Origin of the sequence: Amycolatopsis sp. NBC_01286 (assembly GCF_035982555.1) — a bacterium.
Classification (GTDB): domain Bacteria; phylum Actinomycetota; class Actinomycetes; order Mycobacteriales; family Pseudonocardiaceae; genus Amycolatopsis.
In genome coordinates this window covers 8,671,253-8,692,282 of the sequence record NZ_CP108428.1, presented here as the reverse complement: position 1 = coordinate 8,692,282, position 21,030 = coordinate 8,671,253, and the positions used below count along the sequence as shown (strand labels likewise).

The following is a 21,030-nucleotide window of genomic DNA, read 5'->3' as shown; positions in this document are numbered from 1 at the left end:
AAATTTAGTCAGTTAATGTAGTGCTCATGCGCCACGACACCTTCCCCGCCCCGTCCACCGTCAGCGAGCAGGCCCAGGAGTGGCTCGCCTTCGACAAGAGCGAGCTGACCTACCCGGCCCTGGACGACACCGGTGGCTGGCTCGCGCTGGCCGAGGAAGCCGACCGGTCCGCGGCCCGGCGGTTCCCGGTGGCCGACCTGCCGGTCACCGTCGAGGACCTGGACGTCGACGGCGTCACCGTCTACGCCGCGAGGCCCGAAGGCGTCGAAGAGGACGCGGACGAGCCGGTCTACCTCTGGATGCACCCCGGCGGCCTCGTGGTCGGCGGCGGGGACGCGTGCCGCATGACGACGGCGCGAACCGCGGCGGGCGCGGGGCTGCTCGTGTGGGGCGTGGACTACCGGCTGCCGCCGCTGCACCCCTACCCGGCCGGGCTCGACGACGCGCTCGCCGTGTACCGGCGTCTGCTGCGGGACCGTGATCCGGCGCGGGTGTTCGTCGGCGGCGACTCCGCCGGCGGGAACATCGCCGCGGCCCTTCTGTTGCGCGCCAAGGACGCCGGGCTGCCGATGCCCGCGGCCCTGGTGCTCAACACCCCGCAGGTCGACCTGACCGAGTCGGGCGACACCTTCCGGACCCTGGCCGGCGTCGACAACGTCCTGCGCAGCCTGCGCACGCCGAACGCGCTCTACGCGGCCGGGGCGGACCTGCGGCAGCCGTACCTCTCGCCGGTCCTGGGCGACCTGACCGGCTTCCCGCCCACGTTCCTCCGCAGCGGCACCCGCGACCTGTTCCTCTCCAACACCGTCCGGATGCACCGCAGGCTGCGCGACGCCGGCGTCGCGGCCGACCTGCACGTGTTCGAGGCCATGCCGCACGCCGGGTTCGGCGGCGACAGCCCGGAAGACCGGGAAGCCGTCGCCGAGCAGCGCCGCTTCCTCGCCGGGTACGGCGTGCCCCTTCGCGAGAAGGCGGACGCGTGAAAGCCGCGCGGTTCAGCCGGTTCGGGGCCCCGGAGGTGCTCGAAATCGTCGACCTGCCCGACCCGCGGCCGGCGGCCGGGCAGGTCCGGATCGCCGTGCGCGCGGCCGGCGTCAACGCGAGCGACTGGAAGAAACGCCAGGGCCTGATGGACCCGGACCTGCCGCAGACGATGGGCTACGAAGCGGCGGGGATCGTCGACGAACTCGGCGAGGGCGTCACCGACGTGGCCGTCGGGGACCGGGTGTTCGGGCTGTCCGAAGGTGGTGCCGCGCAGGCCGAACGGGTCGTGCTGTCCTGGTACGCGCCGATCCCGGCGTCGCTGGACTTCGCGTCGGCGGCCGCGTTGCCGGTCGCCGGGGAGACGTCGGCGCGGGCCCTCGACCAGCTCGGCGTCGAAGCCGGCGACACGCTGCTGGTCAACGGCGCCTCGGGCAGCGTCGGCACCGCCGCCGTCCAGCTCGCCGTGGCCCGCGGTGTCCGCGTGATCGGCACCGGAAGTGCTGCTACGCACGACTTCCTGCGCTCGCTCGGGGCGGAACCCGTCGCGTACGGCGAAGGCATGCCGGAGCGGGTGCGCGCGCTGGCCGCCGACGGCGTGGACTTCGCGCTCGACGTCGCCGGGAACGGCGTCCTGCCCGAACTGGCCGACCTCGCGGGCGGCCCGGAGCACGTCATCACGGTCGCGGACTTCGCCGGCGCGCAGCGGCACGGGGTGCGGTTCAGCCGGGGTGACGGCGGCCGCGCGTACTACGTGCTGGCGGAGATCGGCCGGCTGGCCGACGCCGGGCGCTTCGTCGTCCGGGTCGGTGGCACCTTCCCGCTGGCGGGCATCGCCGAGGCGCACCGGGCCGGGGAAGCCGGTCGCGTCCGCGGAAAGCTCGTACTGCTGATGGGTTAGCGCGCCGGACAGAAGCGGACAGGATCTTCGCCGGCCCGCTCCCCGGCCGGGATTCCGTGGTGCAATGGCCTTTCGGTCCGGCGGGCCCGGTGCCGGGGAAGGTGCACGGCATGAGCCACGGACGCAGGACCGCACTCGCACTCCTCGCGCTGGTCACCGCGTGCGGCGTCGTCTCCGGCGTGGCGCCGGCGACCGCGGACCCGGTCGCCGCGCCGGCGCTCGAGTTCGCGAACCCGGAGAGCCAGGCCCTGTTCGGCACCGCGTACGCGGCCGCGTTGGACAACCTGCTGCGCACCAACACGATCGGCTACGACGCCAAGTACGACAAGAGCGGCTTGCTGGATCCGGCCGTCGGCCTCGTCCGCGCCGGTGCCGGGTACGACCAGCCGTGGACCCGGGACGCGTCGGTCAACAGCTGGAACGCGACGAGCCTGCTGGCTCCGGCGCTGGCGGAGAACACGCTCTGGGCAGTGGTCGACAAGGACGCGAGCGGCGCGTTGCGCGTGCAGCAGGACGACCAGCAGTGGGACCAGGTCGTCTGGGTCACCGCCGCGTGGCACCACTACCTGGTCACGGGGGACCGGCAGTTCCTCGGCGACGCCTACCGCACCGCCGGCGACACGCTGACCATCCGGGAACACGCCGGCACGGCCGGGTTCAACGCCACGTACGGGCTGTTCACCGGCCCGTCGTTCTTCAACGACGGCATCGCCGGCTACCCCGCACCGCCCGCCGACGCGACCGAGTCGGTCAGCACGGGCAGCTCGCCGTGGCCGGGCGTCGCGAGCGGGATGTACCTGAGCACCAACGAGGTCTACTACGCCGCCTATGTCAACGCCGCGAACATGGCCGACCAGCTGGGCAATCCGTCGGAGGCCACCGGCTACCGGACCAAGGCCGCCGCGCTGAAAGCCGCCATCAACAACCACTTCTGGAACGCCGCGACCGGCCTGTACGACTACCAGCTGCTCGCCGACGGCACGAGAGGCGCCTACCAGGAGGGCACCGGGCTGGCGTTCGCGATCCTCTTCGGCGTCGCGGACCCGGCCCAGGCCCGGTCGATCGTCACCCACGCGCGCGAGATGACCTGGGGCCTGCCCGACACCTACCCGCACTGGGACCGCTACTCCGCCGCCCAGCCCGGCAGGCACAACGCGATCGTCTGGCCGCTCGTCCAGGGCCTGTGGGCGAAAGCGCTGGCGGCTCAAGGAAACCAGAGCGGGTTCGCGTCGGAAACGGCGAAACTGGCGAAGCTGGTCGGCGGCAACAGCGGGTTCTGGGAGATCTACAACGGTGACACCGGGGTCGTCGACGGCGGCTGGCAGCGGCTCGGCGACACGGTGAAGTTCCACTGGGGCTCGCAGCCCGACCAGACGTGGTCGGCCACGGCGTTCCTCGACATGGTCCACACGGGACTGTTCGGCCTGACGTTCACCGACCGCGGCCTGGCGTTCACGCCGGACCTGCCCGCGGGCTGGGGCGACGTCACCCTGCGGAACCTGCGCTACCGCAACGCTGACCTGACGATCGCCCTGCACGGGGCGGGCACCCGGATCAGCGCGTTCACCCTCGACGGCCGGCCCGCGCCCGGCAACGTCGTCCCGGTGACCTTGAGCGGCGCGCACCGCGTCGAGATCACCCTCACCGGCGCGCCCGCCGGTGACCGGGACGGCGACCACGTGGCGGACGCCGCCGACCGCTGCGCCGACACGGCTGGCACCGTCGCCGGCTGTCCCGCCCCCGGGCACCTCGAGGCCGAAGACGCGCACAACACCGGCGGGGTCAAGACGAACGTCAACCACACCGGCTACTCCGGCCGCGCGTTCCTCGACGGGCTGTGGGCCCAGGGCGCCGCGTCGTCGTTCACGCTGCACCGCACGTCGGCCGACGCCACGACGGGCGCGATCACCGTGCGGTACGCGAACGCCAACGGCGACGCGCGCACGATGACGCTGTCGGTGGCCGGGAAAGCCGTGCGGCAGGTGAGCTTCCCGGTGGTCTCCGCCAGCTGGGACGCCTGGGGCACGGTGACCTTCACCGGCGTGCCGCTGACTGGCCGCGACCCGGTGGTGACGCTGTCGTACGCCCCCGGCGACACCGGCTCGATCAACCTCGACTGGCTGGAGTACCACGGCTGACTACCCGTGGTAGCCCGGGTTCAGCACGAGGTCCGCCACTGCGAGGGCCAGAAACACGACTCCGCCGACAAGCTGACGAGAGCCGACGCGCAGGTGGGCCGTGAGCGCGCCGAGGAAGTACAGCACCAGCCCGGAGGCGGCGAGGACACCCAGCAGCGGCACGGCAAGCCCGGCCAGCAGCCCGGCCGCCCCCGCGGCCAGGGCCGAGCCCAGCCACGGCAGCCACGACCGCGGGACGCCCTTCATGTCCGCCTGGGCTTTCGGGTAGTCGTGCCCGATCAGGTAGAAAACGGCGGCACTACCGGTGAAAACCGCGGCGACGAGGGTAACGCTGAGATAGGCGGCGAACATGGCCTCCCTTTCTGCTGAGCTGTCCGCCGATGGACGACGCGGGCCCGCAAGACGTGACAGCCCGGGACTCGACCGGTGACGTGATGCTGCCGCTCACCGGCGCCTCGCCACGAATTCGCCACCGGCGCCCTGCAACTCGCCGCCGGGTGGGGGAAGCCGCCCGGGGGAGCGGGGTCAACGGGTGACGAGCGGCCAGAAGACGTCGTCGACGATCGAGCGGATGCGCTCGGGGGAGACCTGCTTCAGTGTCATCAGGATGTCGTGGCGCATGAGCTGGAACGGCAGGTCGAGGACGTCCTGCGGGATGCGCGTCAAGTCGATCTCGCCGCGGTCGTGGGCGCGGCGGTACACCGGGTCGGAGCGTTTCGGGCCGTCGCCGAGGACCGTCAGCCGGACCTCCTCCGGGGTGAGGCCGGCGCTGTCGTGCAGGCCCGCGAACGTCGCGCCGACGAGCGTCGCCAGCTCGATGCGGCCGGCGTTGACGTTCCGGAGCAGCGCGAGCAGGTCGTCGCGCAGGCTGCCGGTGTCCGGGATCTCGACCGGGTGGGTGTCGCCGTAGTGCCGGATGGCGGCGAGCACCAGGGCGTTCTTGTCCGGCCAGCGGCGGTAGAGCACCGCGATCCCGGTCTTCGCGCGGTCCGCGACGGACTCCATCGTCAGCTTCGCGAACCCGGCGCCGGCCAGCTCCTCCCAGGTCGCGTCGAGGAGCGCGTGCTCCAGCTCGGTTCCCCGGCGGCGGCGTTTGACCTCGGTCGGCATGCGTCCAGGATAAGAGAGACTTGCATTCCTTCGCCAGTCCTCCTACCCTCGCCAATAAGGAAATAATCCCTCTCTTATTGGGGTAGTGATGACAGCGGACACACCGGCGCGCGACGGCGTCGACCCGAAGGTGCTGAAGACGGCGTTGATCCTGGTCGTGGGGGCGCTGGCGGTCGTGTTCGACACGACGATCGTCAGCGTCGCGCTGCACCAGCTGGCGACCAGCCTCGACGTCCCGGTCTCGACGATCCAGTGGGTGACGACCGGCTACATGCTCGCGCTCGGCGCGGCGGTCCCGCTCAGCACCTGGGCGCTCACCCGCTTCGGCGGCAAGCGGGTCTGGATGTTCGCCCTCACCGTCTTCCTCGCCGGCTCGATCGGGTCGAGCCTCGCGTGGGACGCGGGATCGCTCATCGGCTGGCGCGTCCTGCAGGGGCTCGGCGGCGGGCTGATGCTGCCGGTGATGACGACGCTGATCATGCAGGCCGCCGGGGGACACGCGCTCGGCAAGACGATGACCTGGGTCGCGCTGCCCGGGCTGCTCGGGCCGATCCTCGGCCCGCTCGTCGGTGGCGCGATCATCACGGACTACAGCTGGCGCTTCATGTTCTGGGTCAACGTGCCGTTCTGCGTCGCCGGCCTGATCCTCGCCGGCCGCTACCTCCCCAAGGACCCGCCGGCCGCCGCGCGGGCCCGGCTCGACGTGTGGGGGCTCGTGCTGCTCGTCCCGGGCATCGTGGCCGTGCTCCTCGGCCTCTCGAACGCCGGCGCGGCCGGCTTCGGCCGGTTCGACGTCCTCGCGCCGCTCGCGATCGGCGTGGTCTTCCTCGTCGCCTTCACGCTCTACGCGCTGCGTCACCGCGACCCGCTCGTGGACATCCGGCTGCTCGCCGCGCGTTCGGTCGGGTCGTCGACGGCCGTGCTGTTCCTGTCGGGCTTCTCGCTGTTCGGCGCGATGCTGCTGCTTCCCCTGTACTACCAGGAAGTCCGCGGCGTGACGGCGCTGACGGCCGGGCTCATGCTGGTCCCGCAGGGGATCGGGGCCCTGCTCAGCCGCCAGATCGCCGGCCCGCTCACCGACCGGATCGGGGCGCAGTCCATCGCCGTCGCCGGGTTCGTCGTCGTCGCGGCCGCGACCGTGCCGTTCGCGTTCGTCGACGCCACGAGCGACGGCTGGCTGCTCGCGCTGTGGCTGCTGATCCGCGGCATCGGGCTCGGCGCCGTCACGATGCCGGTCATGACGGCTTCCTACGTCGGGCTCGCCCGCGCCGAGATCGGGCACGCGAGCGTCCTGACGCGGATCGCCCAGCAGGTCGGCGGGTCGTTCGGCACGGCGGTGCTCGCCGTCGTCCTGGAGCAGGCCATCGCCGGTGCCGGACCGGGCGCGGCCGTGACGGGCTTCCACGTCGCGTTCTGGTGGGCGACGGGCTTCTCGCTCCTCGCGACCGCGCTGTGCGTGTGGCTGCCGGGGCGCAAGCAGGTCCAGGCCGCCGCGGCCGCGGCGACGTTGGCGGCGGCTCAGCCGGTCAAGTCGGGGAAGTCCTCCGTGTAGCCGAGAAGCAGGTACGGCCGCTCCGGGAGCAGCGCGGCGAGCTGTGCCCAGGCGCCGAGCGCGCCGTAGAGGTGCTTGAGATCGGCGACGACCGCGCGGGCCTCGTCTTCGGACGGCGGGGCCGCGCGGTCGAACCCGAGCAGCGACGCGCCGATCCCCACGTGCCGGTAGCCGTGCGCGGCCAGCCGCCGGACGATCGCGTGGTTCTGGAAGACGGTCCAGTCGGCGGTGAAGTAGCCGTTCGGGATCCCGGCGATCGCGAGGTCGTCGCGGGGGACGGGCACGCGCTGGACGAGCACGACGTCGTCGAGGAAGCCGTCCGGGTCCCGGTTCACCTCGACGAGGGCCGCGACGTCGGCTTCCCCGCCGAGGCGCTCGCCGGGCAGGTCCGCCCACGCGACCCGCGACCCGGGATCGTCGAGGGCGGCGGCGATGTGGGCGGCGCGGGCGTCGGCGTCGTCGCTGTCCGACCAGAGCCGGTCGTCTTGGCTGGCGTGCCCGCTCGTGTACGCACACTGGTTGACGTCGTCGAGCGTGCAGAGGACCCGGGCGGGCTCGTGCTCGGAACGCAGTTCGCCGAGGACGCCGAGCAGGTCGGTGAAGCTACCGACGCCGTCGAGCCGCGCGACGGTGTTGGTGTCCAGCCGGCCGCGTCCGGCCTCTTCGGACGGTCCGTAACGCGTCACTCGCATGCGCGGCATCCTGCCACCTCGCGGCCGACAACCCGGAGACCCGGGCACGGCGGCTGACGTCAGGCCGGTCTGGCCGCCGGGCGACGGCGGGTGAACAGCGGCTGCAGGGCGAGCAGCAGCAGGACGTAGTACCCGAAACCCGGCCGGATGCAGGCGACGACCACCGCGAGGGCGAAGATGCCCGTGCTCACGACGAAGCTGCGGGTCCAGGCGTCCGACACGGGTTCGGCGTCGCCGTGGACCGCGGGGTCGCCGCGGACGATGAACAGCAGTGCGGTGTGGCACACACTGCCGGCGAGCAGGGTGCCGAGGTAGAACAGCACCGTGAAGCGCTGCGACTGGTAGGCGCCGATGAGCTGGGTCGGGAACGGCAGCACGGCGATGGTGAGCAGCCAGCAGAAGTTGACGAGCACGAGCGGGGTGTTGAACGCGCGCACGTGCTCGAAGATGCGGTGGTGGATGAGCCAGAACCGGCCGATCACGGCGAAGCTGAGCAGGAAGCTGAAGATCTTCGGCCAGTTCCCGGTGACGGCCTCCGTCGCGGGCGCGCCGGCCGCGATCAGTTCCGGCACGAGCTCGGTGAGCGGCAGCACCAGCAGCGTCAAGGCGATGGCGACGACGGCGTCGCTGAAGAAGACCAGCCTCTCGGGCGACCTCTGCCGTTCCATGGGGAGCTCCTGTCGGTGATCGGCCACAGCCGGCCCAGGCTACTGAAGCGGCGTGCCGGGGCCGTCGGCGACAGGACTAGCGGGTCTCGCGGTCCAGGGAGGCCGGGGTGCCGCACTGTTCGTGGCCGCCGGTGAGGTCGTCGCGGACCAGGATCAGCAGCCGGGTCAGCTGGGCGCGCTGGGCCGGGGTGAGGGCCTGGAACACGTCGTCCTCGACCGCCTGCTGGGCGGCGGCGGCCTTCTCCAGGCGTTCCCGGCCGAGAGGGGTGAGCAGTACGACGTGCCGACGGCGGTCGTGGGGGTCGCGGTCGCGGGAGACGAGGCCGGCCGCCTCCAGGGGGTTGAGCTGGGTGACCAGGATGCTGGCGGCGGTGTCGACGGCGGTCGCCAGGTCGGTCTGGCCGAGCGGGCCGCGGTCGTGGAGCAGGCCGAGGATCTGGAACTGGCGCGGGGTCAGGTCGTTCGCGGTGTGCGCGTCCCGCAGCCGGCGCATGGTCTCGTTGCCGAGCAGGGCGAACATCAGGCCGGGGCTGTCGCGGTGGCCGGCGGCCGGGACGGTGGTCACCGGCTCACTGTAGCGAACTATATCGTGTAGCGTGCTAAACGATATAGTCCACTCAAGCACTTTCGGAGGACTGCCATGCTCGAAAGCCGCGATGACCTGGGTCTTGCGGGTGCGCGTGCCGTCGTCACAGGTGGCACGCGGGGGATCGGTGCCGCCACCGTGGCCCGCCTCGTCGCGGCCGGCGCGCGCGTGGTCGCCATCGCCCGCACGCCGGCCGACGTGCCGGACGGCGTGCACCTGGTGACCGCCGACCTGACCGTGCCGGCCGAGATCGAGGCCGCCGCCGAAGCGGCGCTCGGCCACCTCGGCGGCCTCGACGTCCTGGTGGCCAACGCCGGCCGCAACCGCCACGTACCCGGCGGCGTGCTCGCGGCGACCGACGACGACTGGCAGGCGAACCTGGACGCGAACCTGCTGTCGGTCGTGCGCCTGGACCGGATCCTGGTGCCGCACCTGACCGCGCAGGGCAGCGGCGCCGTCGTGCACGTCTCGTCCGGCGCCGCCCGCTACCCGCAGCCGTCGGGCATTCTTTACGCGGCCGCGAAAGCCGCGCTCAACGCCTACAGCAAGGGCCTCGCCACCACCTGCGGCCCGCACGGCGTCCGCGTCACCACGGTGCTGCCCGGCGTCGTCGAGACCAGCGCGCTCGACGCCACTTTGGCTCAGCAGGCGGAAAACTCGGGCCGCACCGTCGACGAGGTCCGCACGCAGTTCCACGCGTCGCTGACCGTGCCGCTGGGCCGGCCGGGCCGGGCGGACGAGGCCGCGGAGCTGATCGCCTTCCTGGCCTCGCCACGCGCGTCCTACGTGACGGGCACGGCCATCACTGTGGACGGCGGCCTGCTCCCGACCCTCTGACCGCGGCGATCCCTTGGCCGGCAAACAGTTCGTCGTAGTAGCTGATCACCAGCGGCCGGGTGAGCATCGCTTCGAAGGTACCGGTGAAGCCGCGCGCGGTCCGCCAGCCGAGGTAGCCGGTGTAGTCCTGCCGCTCGGTCCACTGGGTCAGTCCGGCGACGTGGTCGGGATCGTCCTGGTCCCGGATGATCCGGATCGTTTCGCAGCCCTGGTGTGCCAGGCTTTCGTGCAGGATTTCCAGCAGCAGGGCGGCGACGTCGTCACCCCGCCCGGGCCGGGCGAAGAGTTCGGTGAGGACCGTGGTGCTCATGTGGTCAGGCTCCGTTCGCTTGCAACAGTTCTCAGTAGGGCGCCGGGGTGTTGTGCAGCACGATCAGCGTGGCGACGACGCCGGGAAGTGCGGTGTCCATGACTGTGTCCTTCCGTCGGGAGCCGGCCGCGGTGGCCGGTACCGGTGATGCTGGGCCCGGCGGCCGGGGGAGAGACAAGGGGCGACCGGCGGGTGGACCTTCCGGCCGGGGGAAGGTTCAGAATGAGCGCCATGCGAGCAGGTCTGACGGTCGGCGAGTTCTCCCGGGTGACGCACCTCAGCGCGAAGACCCTGCGCCACTACCACGACGTCGGGCTGCTCGAACCGGCCGACGTCGACCCGGCGACCGGGTACCGGTACTACTCCCTCGACCAGGTGCCCCCGGCGCAGGTGATCCGCCGCCTGCGCGGCCTCGACATGCCGGTCGCCGACGTCAAGGCCGTCCTGGCCGCCGAGGCGGTCGCCGACCGCAACAAGCTGATCAGCGCGCACCTGGACCGCCTGGAGACGAAGCTCGTCGAAGCGCGGGCGGCGGTCGACGACCTGCGCGACCTCCTGCGACGCGCTCCCGGCGGTCCGGTGATCGAGCACCGGTCCGTGCCGGCCCAGCCGGCCATCGGGATCCGGGCCGTCATCGACCGCGCCGACGTGCTGAGCTGGTGGCAGGGCGCGCTGGGGGAGCTGAACGGCGTCATCGGCGCGCAGCACCTGCGCCGCACCGGGCCCGGCGGCGGCCTGTTCGACAGCGACCTGTACGAACACGAGCGGGGCGAGGCCGTGGTGTTCGTCCCCGTCGAGGCCGGCCTCCGCCCGGTCGGGCGGGTCACGGCGTTCGTGGTCCCGCCGGCCGAACTGGCGATCGCGGTGCACCCGGGGCCGCTGAACGACATCGACCTCACCTACGGCGACCTGGGCACTTACGCCGCCCGGCACGAGATCGGCGTCGAAGGGCCGCTGCGGGAGTACTACCTGCGGGACCCGATCGAGACGTCCGCCGAAGCCGAGTGGCGGACCGAGGTCGGCTGGCCGATCTTCCGCTCCGACGCCACCTGACGCTCAGGACCGCGCCGGAACGCGGCGAGCGCCGAGCCGGCGCCGGACTTTCCGCCCACCTCGGCAACACCGCACCCCGATCCTGCCGATCGAGCCGGCCGCTTCAGTCGACGGTGAGGACGATCTTGCCCCGGAGGTGCCCGCGCGCGGCCCGTTCGTGCGCCGCGGCCGCCTTCTCCAGCGGGAACGTGCTGTCGATCGCGACGCGGATCGTGCCGGCGTCGAGCAGGCGCGCGAGTTCGGCGAGCTGCGCGCCGTTCGAACGGACCTGGGTGGCCGTGACCGTGACGCCCAGCTTCTCGTTCTCCTCGTCGTCGAACTCGCCGAAGTACACCGGGTACAGCGCGCCGCCGCGCTTGAGCGTGCGCAGGAACCGCCGGCTGTCCGGGCCGCCGACGGTGTCCAGCACCAGGTCGAGGTCACGGGCGACCTCCTCGGGCCGGACCTTCTGGTAGTCGAGGAACTCGTCCGCGCCGAGCTCCCGCAGGAACGCCTCGTGCGTGCCCGAGGCGACGGCGATGACGTGGGCGCCCCGCCACTTCGCCAGCTGCAGGGCGAGGTGCCCGACGCCGCCCGCGGCGCCGTTGACGAGCACCGTGGTGTCCGCGCCGAGGGGCGTCGGCTGGTGCCGGGCCGCCTGGAACGGCGACGGGTGGTCGTGGCCGAGCTCGATCAGGAACTGCCACGCGGTCAACCCCGCCATGGCCAGGCCGGCCGCGGCGACGTGGTCGACGCCGGCCGGTTTGCGGGCGAGGTCGGTGGCCGGCGCGGTCACGTACTCCGCGTACGCGGCGCCCTGCAGGCTGGCCGGGAAGCGGAGGAGGCCGAGGACTTCGTCGCCGGCGGCGAACGCCTCGACGTCGTCGGCGACGGCCTCGACGACACCCGACACGTCCGTCCCCGGGATCAGCGGCAGTGAGAACGGCGGCTTCAGCTCGGGCGGCACGTCGGGCATCCCCTCGCGGGCGTACCAGTCGGGGGGATTGACGCCGACCGCGTGGACGCGCACGAGCACCTCACCCGGCCCCGGCTCGGGCACCGGCACGTCGTCGTACCGCAGGACCTCGGGCCCGCCGAACTCGTGCAGCTGGATCGCCTTCATCGTCCGTGGTGACACGGCGTTCTCCTGTCTGCGCACCGGGTACGCTGAACGGATCAACGATCCACTTATGTGGACCACTGATCCGATTATGCGGATCAGTGGTCCGGATGTCAAAGGAGGCGGAGATGCGGGCGGACGCCAAGGCGAACCACGACCACCTGCTCGTCGTCGCGGGCACCGTCATCACCGAGCACGGCGTCGACGCCTCGATGCGCGACATCGCCCGCCGGGCCGGGGTCGGGCTCGCGACCCTGCTGCGGCACTTCCCGACGCGTGAGTCGTTGCTGGAAGCCTTGCTGCGCACCGGTTTCGACGAGCTGACGGCGAAAGCGGCCGAGGTCGAGACCACGAGCCCGCCCGCGGACGCGCTGCTGGCGTGGCTGCGCGAGTTCGTCGCGTGCACGACGAACTACCGCGGGGTGGTGACGTCGATGGTGAACGCCATCGAGGACCCGGAGTCCGCGCTGCACGACTCCTGCGTCACGATGCGCGCGGCCGGCACCCGGCTGCTCACCCGCGCTCAGGCCGAGGGCGTGGCCCGGACCGACATCGACGGCGCGGACCTGTTCGCCCTGGCCGCGTCGCTGGCCTGGCTCGGTGACCAGCCCGCGCTCGAGCCGCGCGTCGAACGCCTCTTCGGCGTCGTCATGGGCGCCGTCCTGGTGAAGGGCTAGCTCCTCACGAGTACGTCCAGTGACCGAGCCAGGATTCGCGCCACGCCACCGTCAGCTCGCTCACCCCGTCCACACCGGACTGGTCCACGTGGGCCTTCCACGCCTCCTCCAGCGACGCGCACAGCTTCGACGCGGGCAGCTCGGCGCCACCCGAGGCGAACTGGCGCAGGGCCGACTTGGGCACGGCGAGCTTCGCCTTGCCCCGGATCACCGACTGCTCGGTGGCGCGGCAGATGAGGTACTCGACGGTGGTCAGCTCGGCCGCCGACGGCTGGGCGTCCGCCCGTGGCGCGATCTGGGCCAGCGCGCGGTACAGGCAGTCCAGCGGTGCGGCCAGACCCTGGTGCTGGCGGGCGATCTCCCACGACACCCACACGGCCATGCAGTCGGGCATCTGGAATGGGCGGTAGGCGAACGCGGGCCCGGCGAAGGTCTGGTAGTCGCCCGTCGGGTCCGGCGCCGCCGAGCCCGGGCCGTCGGGGTCCGGTGGCAGGCCGAGCCGCTTGAACAGCTCCCGCAGCAGCTTGTACGGCCGGGCCGGGGTCGAGGACTCGCCCAGCAGCTTGCCCAGGATGCGGTTGAGCCGATCGGCGGCCACGCCGTGGATCGACAGCTGCAGGTGGACGAACGCGACGTCCGACAACGTCGTCCCGGCGCAGCCGACCACCCCCACCTGCGGGTAGCGCTGCAGGAACGCCGTGATCGCGTGCGTGGAGCCGATCCGCGCCGGCCCGACGAACGTCACCGGCAGGCACGTGCCGACCCGCTGGCGGGACCGGAGATCCCCCTTGTACAGCGGGGAGAACTCGCCGTCGGCGTGGTAGACCTCGAACCAGTTGCCCTGCCGGTGCCCCGGGCGCGTGTCGGCGAGCCAGAAGCTGTAGCCGTTCTTCTCGCACAGCTCCCGGAACCGGTCGGCCAGCTCGAACCGCGCGGCCGCGGAGGCGTCCCGCAGCGCGATCGAGAACCGGACCGCCAGCGACGCGCACGGCGGCGCGACCTCCTTGCGGGTGCGCAGGTCGTGGTTGCGGGTCTTGACGATCGTCGGCAGCTGCGCCGGGCACTGCAGCGACAGCAGCGGCGCGTCGATGAGCCCGGCCGCGGCGTCGGAGATCTCGCTCGCCAGGTCGCGGATGGCCAGGCCGTGCCACTCGCCCACCTCGTGCGCGCCCGGGTCGATCCCGATCAGGCCCTCGAAGGTCTGCGCGGACTCGTAGATGAACGTCGGGTTGGGCGAGGTCGTCTGGTGGAACACCCAGGCGCCCGGGCGCTGCTGCGGGCGTTCGGCCGGCTGCTGGCCGTCGACGCGTTCGACGACTTCGGTGCCGTCCAACGGCTTTCGGGTGCGGGTGCCGATCACGACGCCGGCGCCGTTCGTGGCCGAACACAGCGTCTCGAGGAAGATCGTGGTGTCGGAGTCGTCGGAGACGAGCTCGCGCAGGTAGCCGTGGCGGGCCGTCGCGTGGTGCACCTCGAAGTCCACTTTGGTCACCGGCTGGCGCGCGATCTCGAAGCCGGCCCGGGCCAGGTCGGCGACGTTCCGCACGGAGATCCGCTGGTTGCGCACCTTCACCACCCCCCGGACGAGTCGAACCGGACGTCGGCGTCCAGCGGCTTGCGGCGGTCCCACGCCCCGGCGCCCGCCCACCGCGGCGCCCCGATGCGGGACAGCGGGATCGCCGAGACCCGCCACGACACCTGGCTGAACAGCACGAGCGCGGCGAGCACCGGCAGCCCGACGGCGATCGTGAGCGTGACCTGCACGACCTCGCCCCGGCTCTGCGTCGCGACGGCCGCGGCGAACCCGGCGACGGCCGCGATGCTCAGCTGCACGAGCGCCTGCGGCAGCGTGCCGAGGTAGCCGAGCACGGTGCGGCGCGGCGGCAGCGACAGGCGGCTGTAGAGGAAACCCGGCAGCAGCAACAGCATGGTGATCACGGACTGGCCGTCGCCGATGTGGCCGAGCGCCTCGGTGGCGGCCCGTCCGTAGAACCACGGGCTGCCCACCAGCATCCAGCCGAGCACGAACGAGACCGTCGCGACGGCCAGCGCGTAGAACGTCACGTTGAGCGGCCCGGACTTCGTGGAGTCCTTGAGCACCAGCGTCGCGCGCACCCGGACGTGGTCGCCGCGCGCGTCGCGGCCGCCGGAGCGGCGCCAGTACGCCCGCGCCTCGTTGTCGGCGATCCCGTTGACCAGCACCAGGTCCTGCCCGAACTCCCGGTCGGTCAGCTCTTGGGCGGCCTCGCGGAGGTTCGCGGCGGTGAACTCCGGGTGCCGCCGCAGCGAGTTGTCGAGCTCGCCCGAATCCGTCCGCACGGCCTCGCCCGTGGTGGCCGCGGCGGTGAGCCGGTGGCAGGCCGGCAGGCTGCGCGGCGACAGCTCGACGCCGGACTGGCCGGCCTCCCACTTGCGGCGGCGCACCAGGTCCGCCAGCCGGCGCAGCACGGTCTGGGCCTGCAGCTCGAGGATCTTGTGCCGGGCGCCGTCGGCTTCCTGCAGCGGCGCGGCGTCCTGCCGTTCGGCCAGCGAGGCCAGGTCTTCGACCAGGCCGTCCACCTGGTGCTGGTCGGCGTCGGTGGACAGGTACATCCGGGAGATCTCGGCCTCCGGCGCGGTGCCCGCCACGAGGTGGTACGACTTCAGCGTCGCCGGGATCATCGTCTCGTAGCTCACGACGTACCCGCGCCGGCTCGACGCCAGCCGCCGCCACTGTTCCCTCGCAACGGGCTGGCGCGCGTCGACGTGCAGCGGGGTCTCGTAGCTGAGCCGGTGTTCCTCGACCGTGTCGTCCAGCGCCACCACCAGCATGTAGTCGCGGACCGCGACGTTCAGCAGGTAGGCGTACTCGACGAGCAGGTCGGCGCAGCCGGCGAGGATGTCGAGCGCCAGTTCCCGGCACTGCCGCCCGTACCCGGGCACCGTGCCGCCGGCCGGGGCCAGCGCGAACTCCTCCTCCGGGTGGTTCCGTTCGGTGAGCAGCGTCAGCAGCGCTTGCTGGATGAGCCAGCGCGGTTCGTGCACCTGGAACAGGAAGGTGTTCAGCTCGTGCTTGGCGGTCTGCGCGTTCTCGTCGCCGGCGAGGATCCCGCGCAGCAGCCGGTAGAGCCCGGCGGCGACCAGCCGCGACGCCTCGTGCTGGGTGAGCCGCGGCAGTTTCTGGCCCGAGCTGTCGAAGACGTCGACAGGGGAGACGTCGCGGCGCGGCAGCCGGGCCAGCGGCACCCACAGGGACCGCTGCCGGGCCGGTCGCGAGGTGGCCCGTTCGCCGTGTTCCTGCCCGATCAGGTCCTGCAGCTGCGCGGTGGCCTGGCGCTGGCCCTCGTCGAGGAGCTTGAGGCTGACGTCGACCTCGGTGCTGCGCCGCGCCGTCCCGTGCTCGACGACGGTCAGCCGTTCGGTCAGCCGGCGCACGTGGTTGAGCCGCAGCGAGGTGTCCAGCAGCGCCAGCCCGACCGCCGCGCCCTGGCGGGACAGCCGCGGCGGGGCGCCGGGAATGGGAATGGTTTCGATCGCGTGCCGGAGACTGTCGATGCCGTCCACCCCACTGAGAGTAGGAGGTGGGGCGCGTTGATACGAGAAAACGCCGGTACCCGGCGGAACTCAGTCCGCGGTCAGGTGCGCCAGTGAGGTGACGACGCGGTCGGCGATGTCCGGCGGCCACACGAACGCGGGGGACACACCGCGCTGGTGGGCCAGTCCGTGCACGCCGACCCACAACGCGACGGTGTCGGCCGCGAGGTCGGTGCTGGTGGCGACGCCGGCGCGCACGCAGTCCGCGAGGGCGTCGTGGAGCAGCTCCATGCTCGCCCGGCCCAGGGTGGCCAGGTCGGTCTCGGTCAGGGAGCTGTCGGTCAGGTCGGGCATCCAGAGCCCGCCGAACATCGTGCGGTAGCGCCCGGGGTGCGCCTGCGCGTAGCCGAGGTAGCTGTCGCAGATCGCGACCAGCCGCTGCCGGGGGCCGGTCGCGGCGTCCCGGGCCGTGCGGAGTTCGACGTCCAATTCGGCGAAGGCGTTGCGGACGACGGCCAGCATGATCGCGGGCTGGTCGGGGAAGTGGCGGTAGATCGACGGCGCGGCGATCCCGACGTGCCGCGCGACCGAGCGCAGGGTGATGGCGCTTTCGTCGCCCGTCTCGTCGAGCAGCTCGACCGCCGCCGCCACGATCTCGTCGCGCAGGCGGGCGCCCTCGCCGCGGCGGTTGCGGGTGCGGGTCGCGGTGCCTTCGGTGTCCATGCCGTCAGTTTACGCCATGAAACTTACAAGCGTTAGCTCTTGCGCTCGGTACGCTAACGCTCGTAGGGTTACGGCTGTAAGCACAACCGATCGGACGGAGCAGCCGCCATGGGAACCACCACTGTCACCACCGCCACCGAGGTCGTCCTGCCGGGCAAGGTCGAGGCCACCGGCCTCCAGATCCGCACCCGCACCCTCCCGGCGCCGGCCGCGGGCCAGGTCGTCCTGAGCATGGACGCGACCGGCGTGTCCTTCGCCGAGCAGCAGATGCGGCTCGGGAAGTACTTCAGCCAGCCACCGTTCCCGTTCGTTCCCGGCTACGACGTCGTCGGCACGGTCACCACGACCGGCCCGGACGTCGACCCGGCCCTGACCGGCCGCCGGTTCGCCGCGGTCACCAAGGTCGGCAGCTGGGCCAGCGCCCAGGTGCTGGCCGCCGCCGACCTGGTGGCGGTGCCGGACGGGGTCTCCGCGGCCGCCGCCGAGACCGTCGCGGTCAACGGCGTCACGGCCTGGCAGATGCTGCACCGGAACACCACCGTGCGCGCCGGCGGGACGATCGTGGTCCTGGGCGCCAACGGCGGCGTCGGCTCCACGCTCGCGCAGCTGGCCCGCCACGCCGGAATCACCGTGCTCGGCACGGCGTCGCCGCGCCACCACGCGGCGCTGCGCGAGCTGGGCGTGACCCCGGTCGATTACCACGACCCGCAGATGTACCGGAAGCTCCGCGAGCTCGCGCCGGACGGCGTGGACGCGGTGTTCGACCACGTCGGCGGGGCCGGCGTGGCGGACTCGTGGCGGCTGCTGCGCCGCGGCGGCACCTTGGTGTCGTACGGCACCGCGGCGTCCAAGGACACCGAGGGCAACTCGCAGCTGCCGGTGCTGAGGCTGTTCGCCCGGCTGGCGCTGTGGAACCTGCTGCCCAACGGCAAGAGCGCGCGGTTCTACAACTTCTGGGCGGGCAAGCGCCGCCTGAACACCTTCCGGGCCCGGCTGCGCGAGGACCTCACGCAGGTGCTGCGGCTGGTGGAAAGCGGCGTCCTGCGCCCGCAGATCGCCGCGGAGTTCCCGCTGTCGGACGCCGGTGCGGCGCTGGCGCTCGCCGAGTCGCGGACCGTCGCGGGCAAGGTCGTGATAGTGGCGGACCCGGGCCGGCCGTGACCCCGGGCGCCGGTCCGCCCCGCTCGCGGAACCGGCGTGGGGAAGGCGGGCGGCTCCGCGCCGAGATCCTGGCCGCCGCGACCGCCCTGCTCGACGCCGGCGGTGACCCGCGGGCCGTGACCCTGCGCGCCGTCGCCCGCCGCGCCGGGATCACCGCACCCTCGATCTACCGCCACTTCCACGACCGGCCCGCGATCCTGCTGGACGTCGTCCGCCAGGGGTTCGCCGAGCTGTCCGGCCGGGCCCGGACCGCCCTCGCCGGCGCGGGCCCCGATCCCCGGCTCCGGCTGCACGCCATCTGCCACGCCTACCTCGGCTTCGCCCGGGACCATCCCGAGCGGTACGGCGCCATGTTCGGCGGCACCTGGACCCCGGCGGCCGCGCCCGGCGAGCTGGCCGCCCTCGGCGAAGAAGCACTGCGCGTCCTGACCGGCTGCCTCGCCGACTGTGTCGCCGCCGGGCTCTGCACCAGCACCGATCCCGCCGCCGACGCGGTCGCGCTGTGGCTGGGCCTGCACGGGCTCGCCCACCAGCGCGCCGTCACCGACGTCTTCCCGTGGCCCGCCGACATCGTCGAGCGGATCGCGTTTCCCCTGTCCCGCCTCACTTCCGGAGGATTCCCGTCATGACCACCGCCATCGCCGCCGCCCCGATCGCCCGCGCCGGGGACACCGACAACCGCGCCACCTACCTCAGCTTCGGCCTCGCGTACGTCTTCGGCCACGGCGCCGCCGCCGTGTCCGGGGGCGACGACCCGCTGGTCCGGCTGCCCGGGTGGCTGCCGATGACGCTGCTCGGCCTCGGCCTCGCCGCCGGCACCGTGTTCGCCACCCTCGCCGCGGCCCGGGCCCAGCGCGGCGGCGCCGACGTCCTCAGCGGCCGGCTCCTCGGCCTGTCCTGGATCGGCGGCTTCACGGCGCTCTTCCTCGCCATCACCGGCCTGACGTCCACAATGGACTCGCCGGACCTGGCCACCGTGCTCTGGCCCGCCGGCTCCGGCCTCGTCGTCGGCCTGCTCTACCTGGGCGAGGGCGCCGTGCGCCGCAACGTCCTGCACTACGGCCTCGGCAGCTGGCTGGCCCTGGTCTCCACCGCCTCGCTCGCCTTCGGCACGCCCGGGCTGTTCTGGGTCCTCGCCGTCGCCGGAGGCGGCGGCTACGCGGTCGCGACCGTCCTCGAACACCGCCGGCTCGCCGAAGGCGCGAACCGCTGAGCGACGTTCCCGCTGCTCGAATTGTCGTTCGACAGTTTCGACGTTTCCGGTGACCGCCGGGGCATCACCACTTTCCTCACGATCGAAAAGGACTGATCATGACCAACACCATTCTTCGCGGTATCGGCGTCGTGACCCTCGGCGCGGCGATGACGCTGTCCGCGCAGTCGGTCGCTTCGGCGAGTTCCACGACCTTCCAGGACTGCCGGGGCGTCACCGTCGACAAGACCGCGCCGGTGGTCAGCCGGGCGAGTGTGCTCATCAAGGCGCCGCTGGCGGAGATCTGGCGCCTGCACACGGACATCGACCACTGGCAGAGCTGGATCCCGGAGATCGCCCCCGCGCACAAGGAAACGCCGGGGCCGCTGCGGCCGGGCTCGGTGTTCTCCTGGTCGCCGCAGAACACGCACGCCGAGTCGACGATCAAGACCGTGAAGCCCTTGGGGTGCACCGCATGGGGTGCGCCCGTCAACGGCATCACCGGCGTGCACTTGTGGACGTTCAAGCCGACCGGGGACGGCGTACTCGCGACCACCGAGGAATCCTGGGCGGGCCCGCCGGTCGAAGCCGACGTTCCCGGTAATCAAAGCAGCCTCGGCCAAGGCCTCGCCGACTGGGTGCACCGGTTGCGGGATACCGCCGAGGCGCGGTCCGGCTGTCACTGATCTCCGGGGAATGCCGGTGGCCTTCCGAAAAGGGAGGCTGCCGGTATTTTTACCGTCATCGCCCGGCCGGCGAATTCGCGTCCGAACCCGCCGCGCCCTGACAAACTCCGGTTTTACGGCGCCTGTTCCGGAAGAAACCGGGACCTGGTGCCGAAACCTTGCGCCCGCTCCCTCGTTGGGTGAGTATCTCGGATCAATCTGCACGTGCAAGAGCGCGAGCAGCGGCACGGGCAAGGGCATGAGCAAGAGCATGGGCGAGGGGGAGCGGTGACCGACGTGGTACCGGCGGAGGCCGGGGCGAGGGATGTCCCGGACGACGCGGTCCTGATCGAAGCGGTGCGTGGCGGGGACGTCGCGGCGTACGGCCGGCTGTACGACCGGCACTACGTCGCCGCTCGCCGGGTGGCGGCCGCGATCGCGGCCGACGCGGCGGAGCGGGACGACCTGATCGCCGAAGGATTCACCCGCGTACTACGGATTCTGCGCTCGGGGGAGGGGCCGAACGAGGATTTCCGGCCCTATCTCCTCACCACGATCCGGAACACGATGATCACCTGGCGCCGGCACGACGCGTCCGTCTCGGTGGTCGCCGAGGTGCCGGACGTGCTGCCGAGCGCGGGAAGCGACGAGCAGGTGGGCAGCCGGCTGCACGCCACCGTCGCCGCGGCCGCGTTCGCCGGCCTGCCCGAGCGGTGGCGGACCGTGTTGTGGCGCACGGAGATCGAGGGCGAGTCGCCGGCGCGGATCGCGCGGGACCTGGGGATGTCGCCGAACAGCGTCGCGGCGCTGGCCTACCGCGCCCGGGAGGGGCTGCGTCAGGCCTATCTGGACCAGCACGTCCCGGCGTCGCAGCGGCGGAACTGCCGCGACGTCGGCGGCCAGCTGGGCCGGTGGGTGCGCGACGGGATCGGGCACCACAAGGCGAGCCGGATCCGGACGCACCTCGACGGCTGCGCGGACTGCCAGGAGCTGGTCGCGAGTCTCCGGCGGCTCAACGAAGAGCTGCCCGCCGCGGTCGCGCACGTCGCGGCCTGATCGGGGCGGTGGACAGGAACCCGCCGACGTGCTGGGGTTGGGGTCCAAGCCGGACTGGGGCGGTCGGTGAATTTCCGCCCCTCGACGCCCGAGGAGCGCGGCCCTGAGCCTTTCCG

The 21,030-nt window shown here is 72.5% G+C and carries 22 protein-coding genes; 12 read left to right on the top strand and 10 right to left on the bottom strand.

The window, feature by feature from the left end:
* The first annotated feature begins 26 nt into the window (after positions 1 to 26).
* The 3 genes from OG570_RS39700 (at position 27) to OG570_RS39690 (ending at position 4,020) form a co-directional block, all read left to right on the top strand.
* Positions 27 to 983 carry an alpha/beta hydrolase gene (locus tag OG570_RS39700; protein ID WP_326953940.1) on the top strand — a complete coding sequence of 319 codons (957 nt, stop codon included), beginning with the start codon at positions 27 to 29 and terminating at the stop codon, positions 981 to 983.
* On the top strand, positions 980 to 1,882 hold the full coding sequence (locus OG570_RS39695; RefSeq protein WP_326953939.1) for an NADP-dependent oxidoreductase: 903 nt from the start codon (positions 980 to 982) through the stop codon (positions 1,880 to 1,882). The genes OG570_RS39700 and OG570_RS39695 overlap by 4 nt, the downstream gene beginning before the upstream one ends.
* Positions 1,883 to 1,992: 110 nt before the next feature.
* Positions 1,993 to 4,020 carry an MGH1-like glycoside hydrolase domain-containing protein gene (locus OG570_RS39690; RefSeq protein ID WP_326953938.1) on the top strand — a complete coding sequence of 676 codons (2,028 nt, stop codon included), beginning with the start codon at positions 1,993 to 1,995 and terminating at the stop codon, positions 4,018 to 4,020.
* Here OG570_RS39690 and OG570_RS39685 read toward each other — a convergent pair whose 3' ends face one another.
* Together OG570_RS39685 and OG570_RS39680 are read right to left on the bottom strand one after the other, a co-directional pair.
* Entirely contained in the window at positions 4,021 to 4,371 is a 351-nt protein-coding gene (locus OG570_RS39685; RefSeq protein ID WP_326953937.1) for a DoxX family protein, read from the bottom strand.
* Between the two features lie 174 nt (positions 4,372 to 4,545).
* Positions 4,546 to 5,130: a TetR/AcrR family transcriptional regulator gene (locus OG570_RS39680; RefSeq protein WP_326953936.1), complete on the bottom strand. Its 585-nt coding sequence runs from the start codon at positions 5,128 to 5,130 to the stop codon at positions 4,546 to 4,548.
* Between the two features lie 88 nt (positions 5,131 to 5,218).
* Here OG570_RS39680 and OG570_RS39675 point away from each other — a divergent pair, with 88 nt between their 5' ends.
* The gene (locus OG570_RS39675) at positions 5,219 to 6,682 is read left to right on the top strand and encodes an MDR family MFS transporter (RefSeq protein WP_326948873.1); all 1,464 of its coding nucleotides are present in this window, start codon (positions 5,219 to 5,221) and stop codon (positions 6,680 to 6,682) included.
* Here OG570_RS39675 and OG570_RS39670 read toward each other — a convergent pair.
* The 3 genes from OG570_RS39670 to OG570_RS39660 all read right to left on the bottom strand — a co-directional run bounded on the left by OG570_RS39670 (position 6,649) and on the right by OG570_RS39660 (position 8,607).
* Positions 6,649 to 7,374 (bottom strand): hypothetical protein, encoded by a 726-nt coding sequence (locus OG570_RS39670; protein ID WP_326953935.1) that lies wholly within the window; start codon positions 7,372 to 7,374, stop codon positions 6,649 to 6,651. The two genes, OG570_RS39675 and OG570_RS39670, sit on opposite strands and share 34 nt — an antisense overlap.
* A 59-nt stretch (positions 7,375 to 7,433) precedes the next feature.
* Positions 7,434 to 8,042 (bottom strand): TMEM175 family protein, encoded by a 609-nt coding sequence (locus OG570_RS39665; protein ID WP_326953934.1) that lies wholly within the window; start codon positions 8,040 to 8,042, stop codon positions 7,434 to 7,436.
* Positions 8,043 to 8,118: 76 nt separating this feature from the next.
* Positions 8,119 to 8,607: a MarR family winged helix-turn-helix transcriptional regulator gene (locus tag OG570_RS39660; protein WP_326948876.1), complete on the bottom strand. Its 489-nt coding sequence runs from the start codon at positions 8,605 to 8,607 to the stop codon at positions 8,119 to 8,121.
* A 75-nt stretch (positions 8,608 to 8,682) separates the two neighbouring features.
* Between OG570_RS39660 and OG570_RS39655 the strand changes: the two genes are divergently transcribed.
* Entirely contained in the window at positions 8,683 to 9,465 is a 783-nt protein-coding gene (locus tag OG570_RS39655; RefSeq protein ID WP_326953933.1) for an oxidoreductase, read from the top strand.
* Here the strand turns inward: OG570_RS39655 and OG570_RS39650 are convergent.
* Positions 9,431 to 9,775 (bottom strand): putative quinol monooxygenase, encoded by a 345-nt coding sequence (locus tag OG570_RS39650; protein ID WP_326953932.1) that lies wholly within the window; start codon positions 9,773 to 9,775, stop codon positions 9,431 to 9,433. The genes OG570_RS39655 and OG570_RS39650 overlap by 35 nt on opposite strands.
* A 231-nt stretch (positions 9,776 to 10,006) precedes the next feature.
* On the opposite strand from OG570_RS39650, the gene OG570_RS39645 reads away from it, so the two are divergent.
* A complete protein-coding gene (locus tag OG570_RS39645; RefSeq protein WP_326953931.1) occupies positions 10,007 to 10,828 on the top strand; it encodes a MerR family transcriptional regulator in 822 nt (273 codons plus the stop codon).
* Positions 10,829 to 10,931: 103 nt separating this feature from the next.
* Here the strand turns inward: OG570_RS39645 and OG570_RS39640 are convergent, their stop codons facing one another.
* Positions 10,932 to 11,945 (bottom strand): NADP-dependent oxidoreductase, encoded by a 1,014-nt coding sequence (locus tag OG570_RS39640; RefSeq protein ID WP_326953930.1) that lies wholly within the window; start codon positions 11,943 to 11,945, stop codon positions 10,932 to 10,934.
* Between the two features lie 110 nt (positions 11,946 to 12,055).
* On the opposite strand from OG570_RS39640, the gene OG570_RS39635 reads away from it, so the two are divergent.
* On the top strand, positions 12,056 to 12,604 hold the full coding sequence (locus OG570_RS39635) for a TetR/AcrR family transcriptional regulator (protein ID WP_326953929.1): 549 nt from the start codon (positions 12,056 to 12,058) through the stop codon (positions 12,602 to 12,604).
* A 4-nt stretch (positions 12,605 to 12,608) separates the two neighbouring features.
* On the opposite strand, the gene OG570_RS39630 is transcribed toward OG570_RS39635, so the two are convergent.
* From OG570_RS39630 to OG570_RS39620, 3 genes are read right to left on the bottom strand one after another with little or no spacing between them, the layout of a single operon-like run.
* Complete coding sequence (locus OG570_RS39630; protein WP_326953928.1) at positions 12,609 to 14,171, bottom strand: hypothetical protein; 1,563 nt, start codon at positions 14,169 to 14,171, stop codon at positions 12,609 to 12,611.
* A 2-nt stretch (positions 14,172 to 14,173) separates the two neighbouring features.
* Positions 14,174 to 16,147: a hypothetical protein gene (locus tag OG570_RS39625; RefSeq protein ID WP_326953927.1), complete on the bottom strand. Its 1,974-nt coding sequence runs from the start codon at positions 16,145 to 16,147 to the stop codon at positions 14,174 to 14,176.
* 60 nt (positions 16,148 to 16,207) lie between these two features.
* On the bottom strand, positions 16,208 to 16,840 hold the full coding sequence (locus OG570_RS39620; RefSeq protein ID WP_326953926.1) for a TetR/AcrR family transcriptional regulator: 633 nt from the start codon (positions 16,838 to 16,840) through the stop codon (positions 16,208 to 16,210).
* A 108-nt stretch (positions 16,841 to 16,948) separates the two neighbouring features.
* Here OG570_RS39620 and OG570_RS39615 point away from each other — a divergent pair, with 108 nt between their 5' ends.
* The 5 genes from OG570_RS39615 to OG570_RS39595 all read left to right on the top strand — a co-directional run bounded on the left by OG570_RS39615 (position 16,949) and on the right by OG570_RS39595 (position 20,914).
* Positions 16,949 to 18,001: a medium chain dehydrogenase/reductase family protein gene (locus tag OG570_RS39615; RefSeq protein ID WP_326953925.1), complete on the top strand. Its 1,053-nt coding sequence runs from the start codon at positions 16,949 to 16,951 to the stop codon at positions 17,999 to 18,001.
* A complete protein-coding gene (locus OG570_RS39610) occupies positions 17,998 to 18,630 on the top strand; it encodes a TetR/AcrR family transcriptional regulator (RefSeq protein WP_326953924.1) in 633 nt (210 codons plus the stop codon). The genes OG570_RS39615 and OG570_RS39610 overlap by 4 nt, the downstream gene beginning before the upstream one ends.
* Positions 18,627 to 19,214 (top strand): ABC transporter permease, encoded by a 588-nt coding sequence (locus OG570_RS39605; protein ID WP_326953923.1) that lies wholly within the window; start codon positions 18,627 to 18,629, stop codon positions 19,212 to 19,214. The genes OG570_RS39610 and OG570_RS39605 overlap by 4 nt, the downstream gene beginning before the upstream one ends.
* Before the next feature lie 98 nt (positions 19,215 to 19,312).
* Complete coding sequence (locus tag OG570_RS39600; protein ID WP_326953922.1) at positions 19,313 to 19,879, top strand: SRPBCC family protein; 567 nt, start codon at positions 19,313 to 19,315, stop codon at positions 19,877 to 19,879.
* Positions 19,880 to 20,146: 267 nt separating this feature from the next.
* Entirely contained in the window at positions 20,147 to 20,914 is a 768-nt protein-coding gene (locus tag OG570_RS39595) for a sigma-70 family RNA polymerase sigma factor (protein WP_326953921.1), read from the top strand.
* Positions 20,915 to 21,030 lie beyond the last annotated feature (116 nt).

What these genes read in the sequence shown, in the direction of transcription:
- OG570_RS39700 (WP_326953940.1), top strand. Translation starts at nt 27, where the DNA reads ATGCGCCACGACACCTTCCCCGCCCCGTCCACCGTCAGCGAGCAGGCC.
- OG570_RS39690 (WP_326953938.1), top strand. Translation starts at nt 1,993, where the DNA reads ATGAGCCACGGACGCAGGACCGCACTCGCACTCCTCGCGCTGGTCACC.
- OG570_RS39685 (WP_326953937.1), bottom strand. Translation starts at nt 4,371, where the DNA reads ATGTTCGCCGCCTATCTCAGCGTTACCCTCGTCGCCGCGGTTTTCACC.
- OG570_RS39680 (WP_326953936.1), bottom strand. Translation starts at nt 5,130, where the DNA reads ATGCCGACCGAGGTCAAACGCCGCCGCCGGGGAACCGAGCTGGAGCAC.
- OG570_RS39675 (WP_326948873.1), top strand. Translation starts at nt 5,219, where the DNA reads ATGACAGCGGACACACCGGCGCGCGACGGCGTCGACCCGAAGGTGCTG.
- OG570_RS39670 (WP_326953935.1), bottom strand. Translation starts at nt 7,374, where the DNA reads ATGCGAGTGACGCGTTACGGACCGTCCGAAGAGGCCGGACGCGGCCGG.
- OG570_RS39665 (WP_326953934.1), bottom strand. Translation starts at nt 8,042, where the DNA reads ATGGAACGGCAGAGGTCGCCCGAGAGGCTGGTCTTCTTCAGCGACGCC.
- OG570_RS39655 (WP_326953933.1), top strand. Translation starts at nt 8,683, where the DNA reads ATGCTCGAAAGCCGCGATGACCTGGGTCTTGCGGGTGCGCGTGCCGTC.
- OG570_RS39650 (WP_326953932.1), bottom strand. Translation starts at nt 9,775, where the DNA reads ATGAGCACCACGGTCCTCACCGAACTCTTCGCCCGGCCCGGGCGGGGT.
- OG570_RS39645 (WP_326953931.1), top strand. Translation starts at nt 10,007, where the DNA reads ATGCGAGCAGGTCTGACGGTCGGCGAGTTCTCCCGGGTGACGCACCTC.
- OG570_RS39635 (WP_326953929.1), top strand. Translation starts at nt 12,056, where the DNA reads ATGCGGGCGGACGCCAAGGCGAACCACGACCACCTGCTCGTCGTCGCG.
- OG570_RS39620 (WP_326953926.1), bottom strand. Translation starts at nt 16,840, where the DNA reads ATGGACACCGAAGGCACCGCGACCCGCACCCGCAACCGCCGCGGCGAG.
- OG570_RS39615 (WP_326953925.1), top strand. Translation starts at nt 16,949, where the DNA reads ATGGGAACCACCACTGTCACCACCGCCACCGAGGTCGTCCTGCCGGGC.
- OG570_RS39605 (WP_326953923.1), top strand. Translation starts at nt 18,627, where the DNA reads ATGACCACCGCCATCGCCGCCGCCCCGATCGCCCGCGCCGGGGACACC.
- OG570_RS39600 (WP_326953922.1), top strand. Translation starts at nt 19,313, where the DNA reads ATGACCAACACCATTCTTCGCGGTATCGGCGTCGTGACCCTCGGCGCG.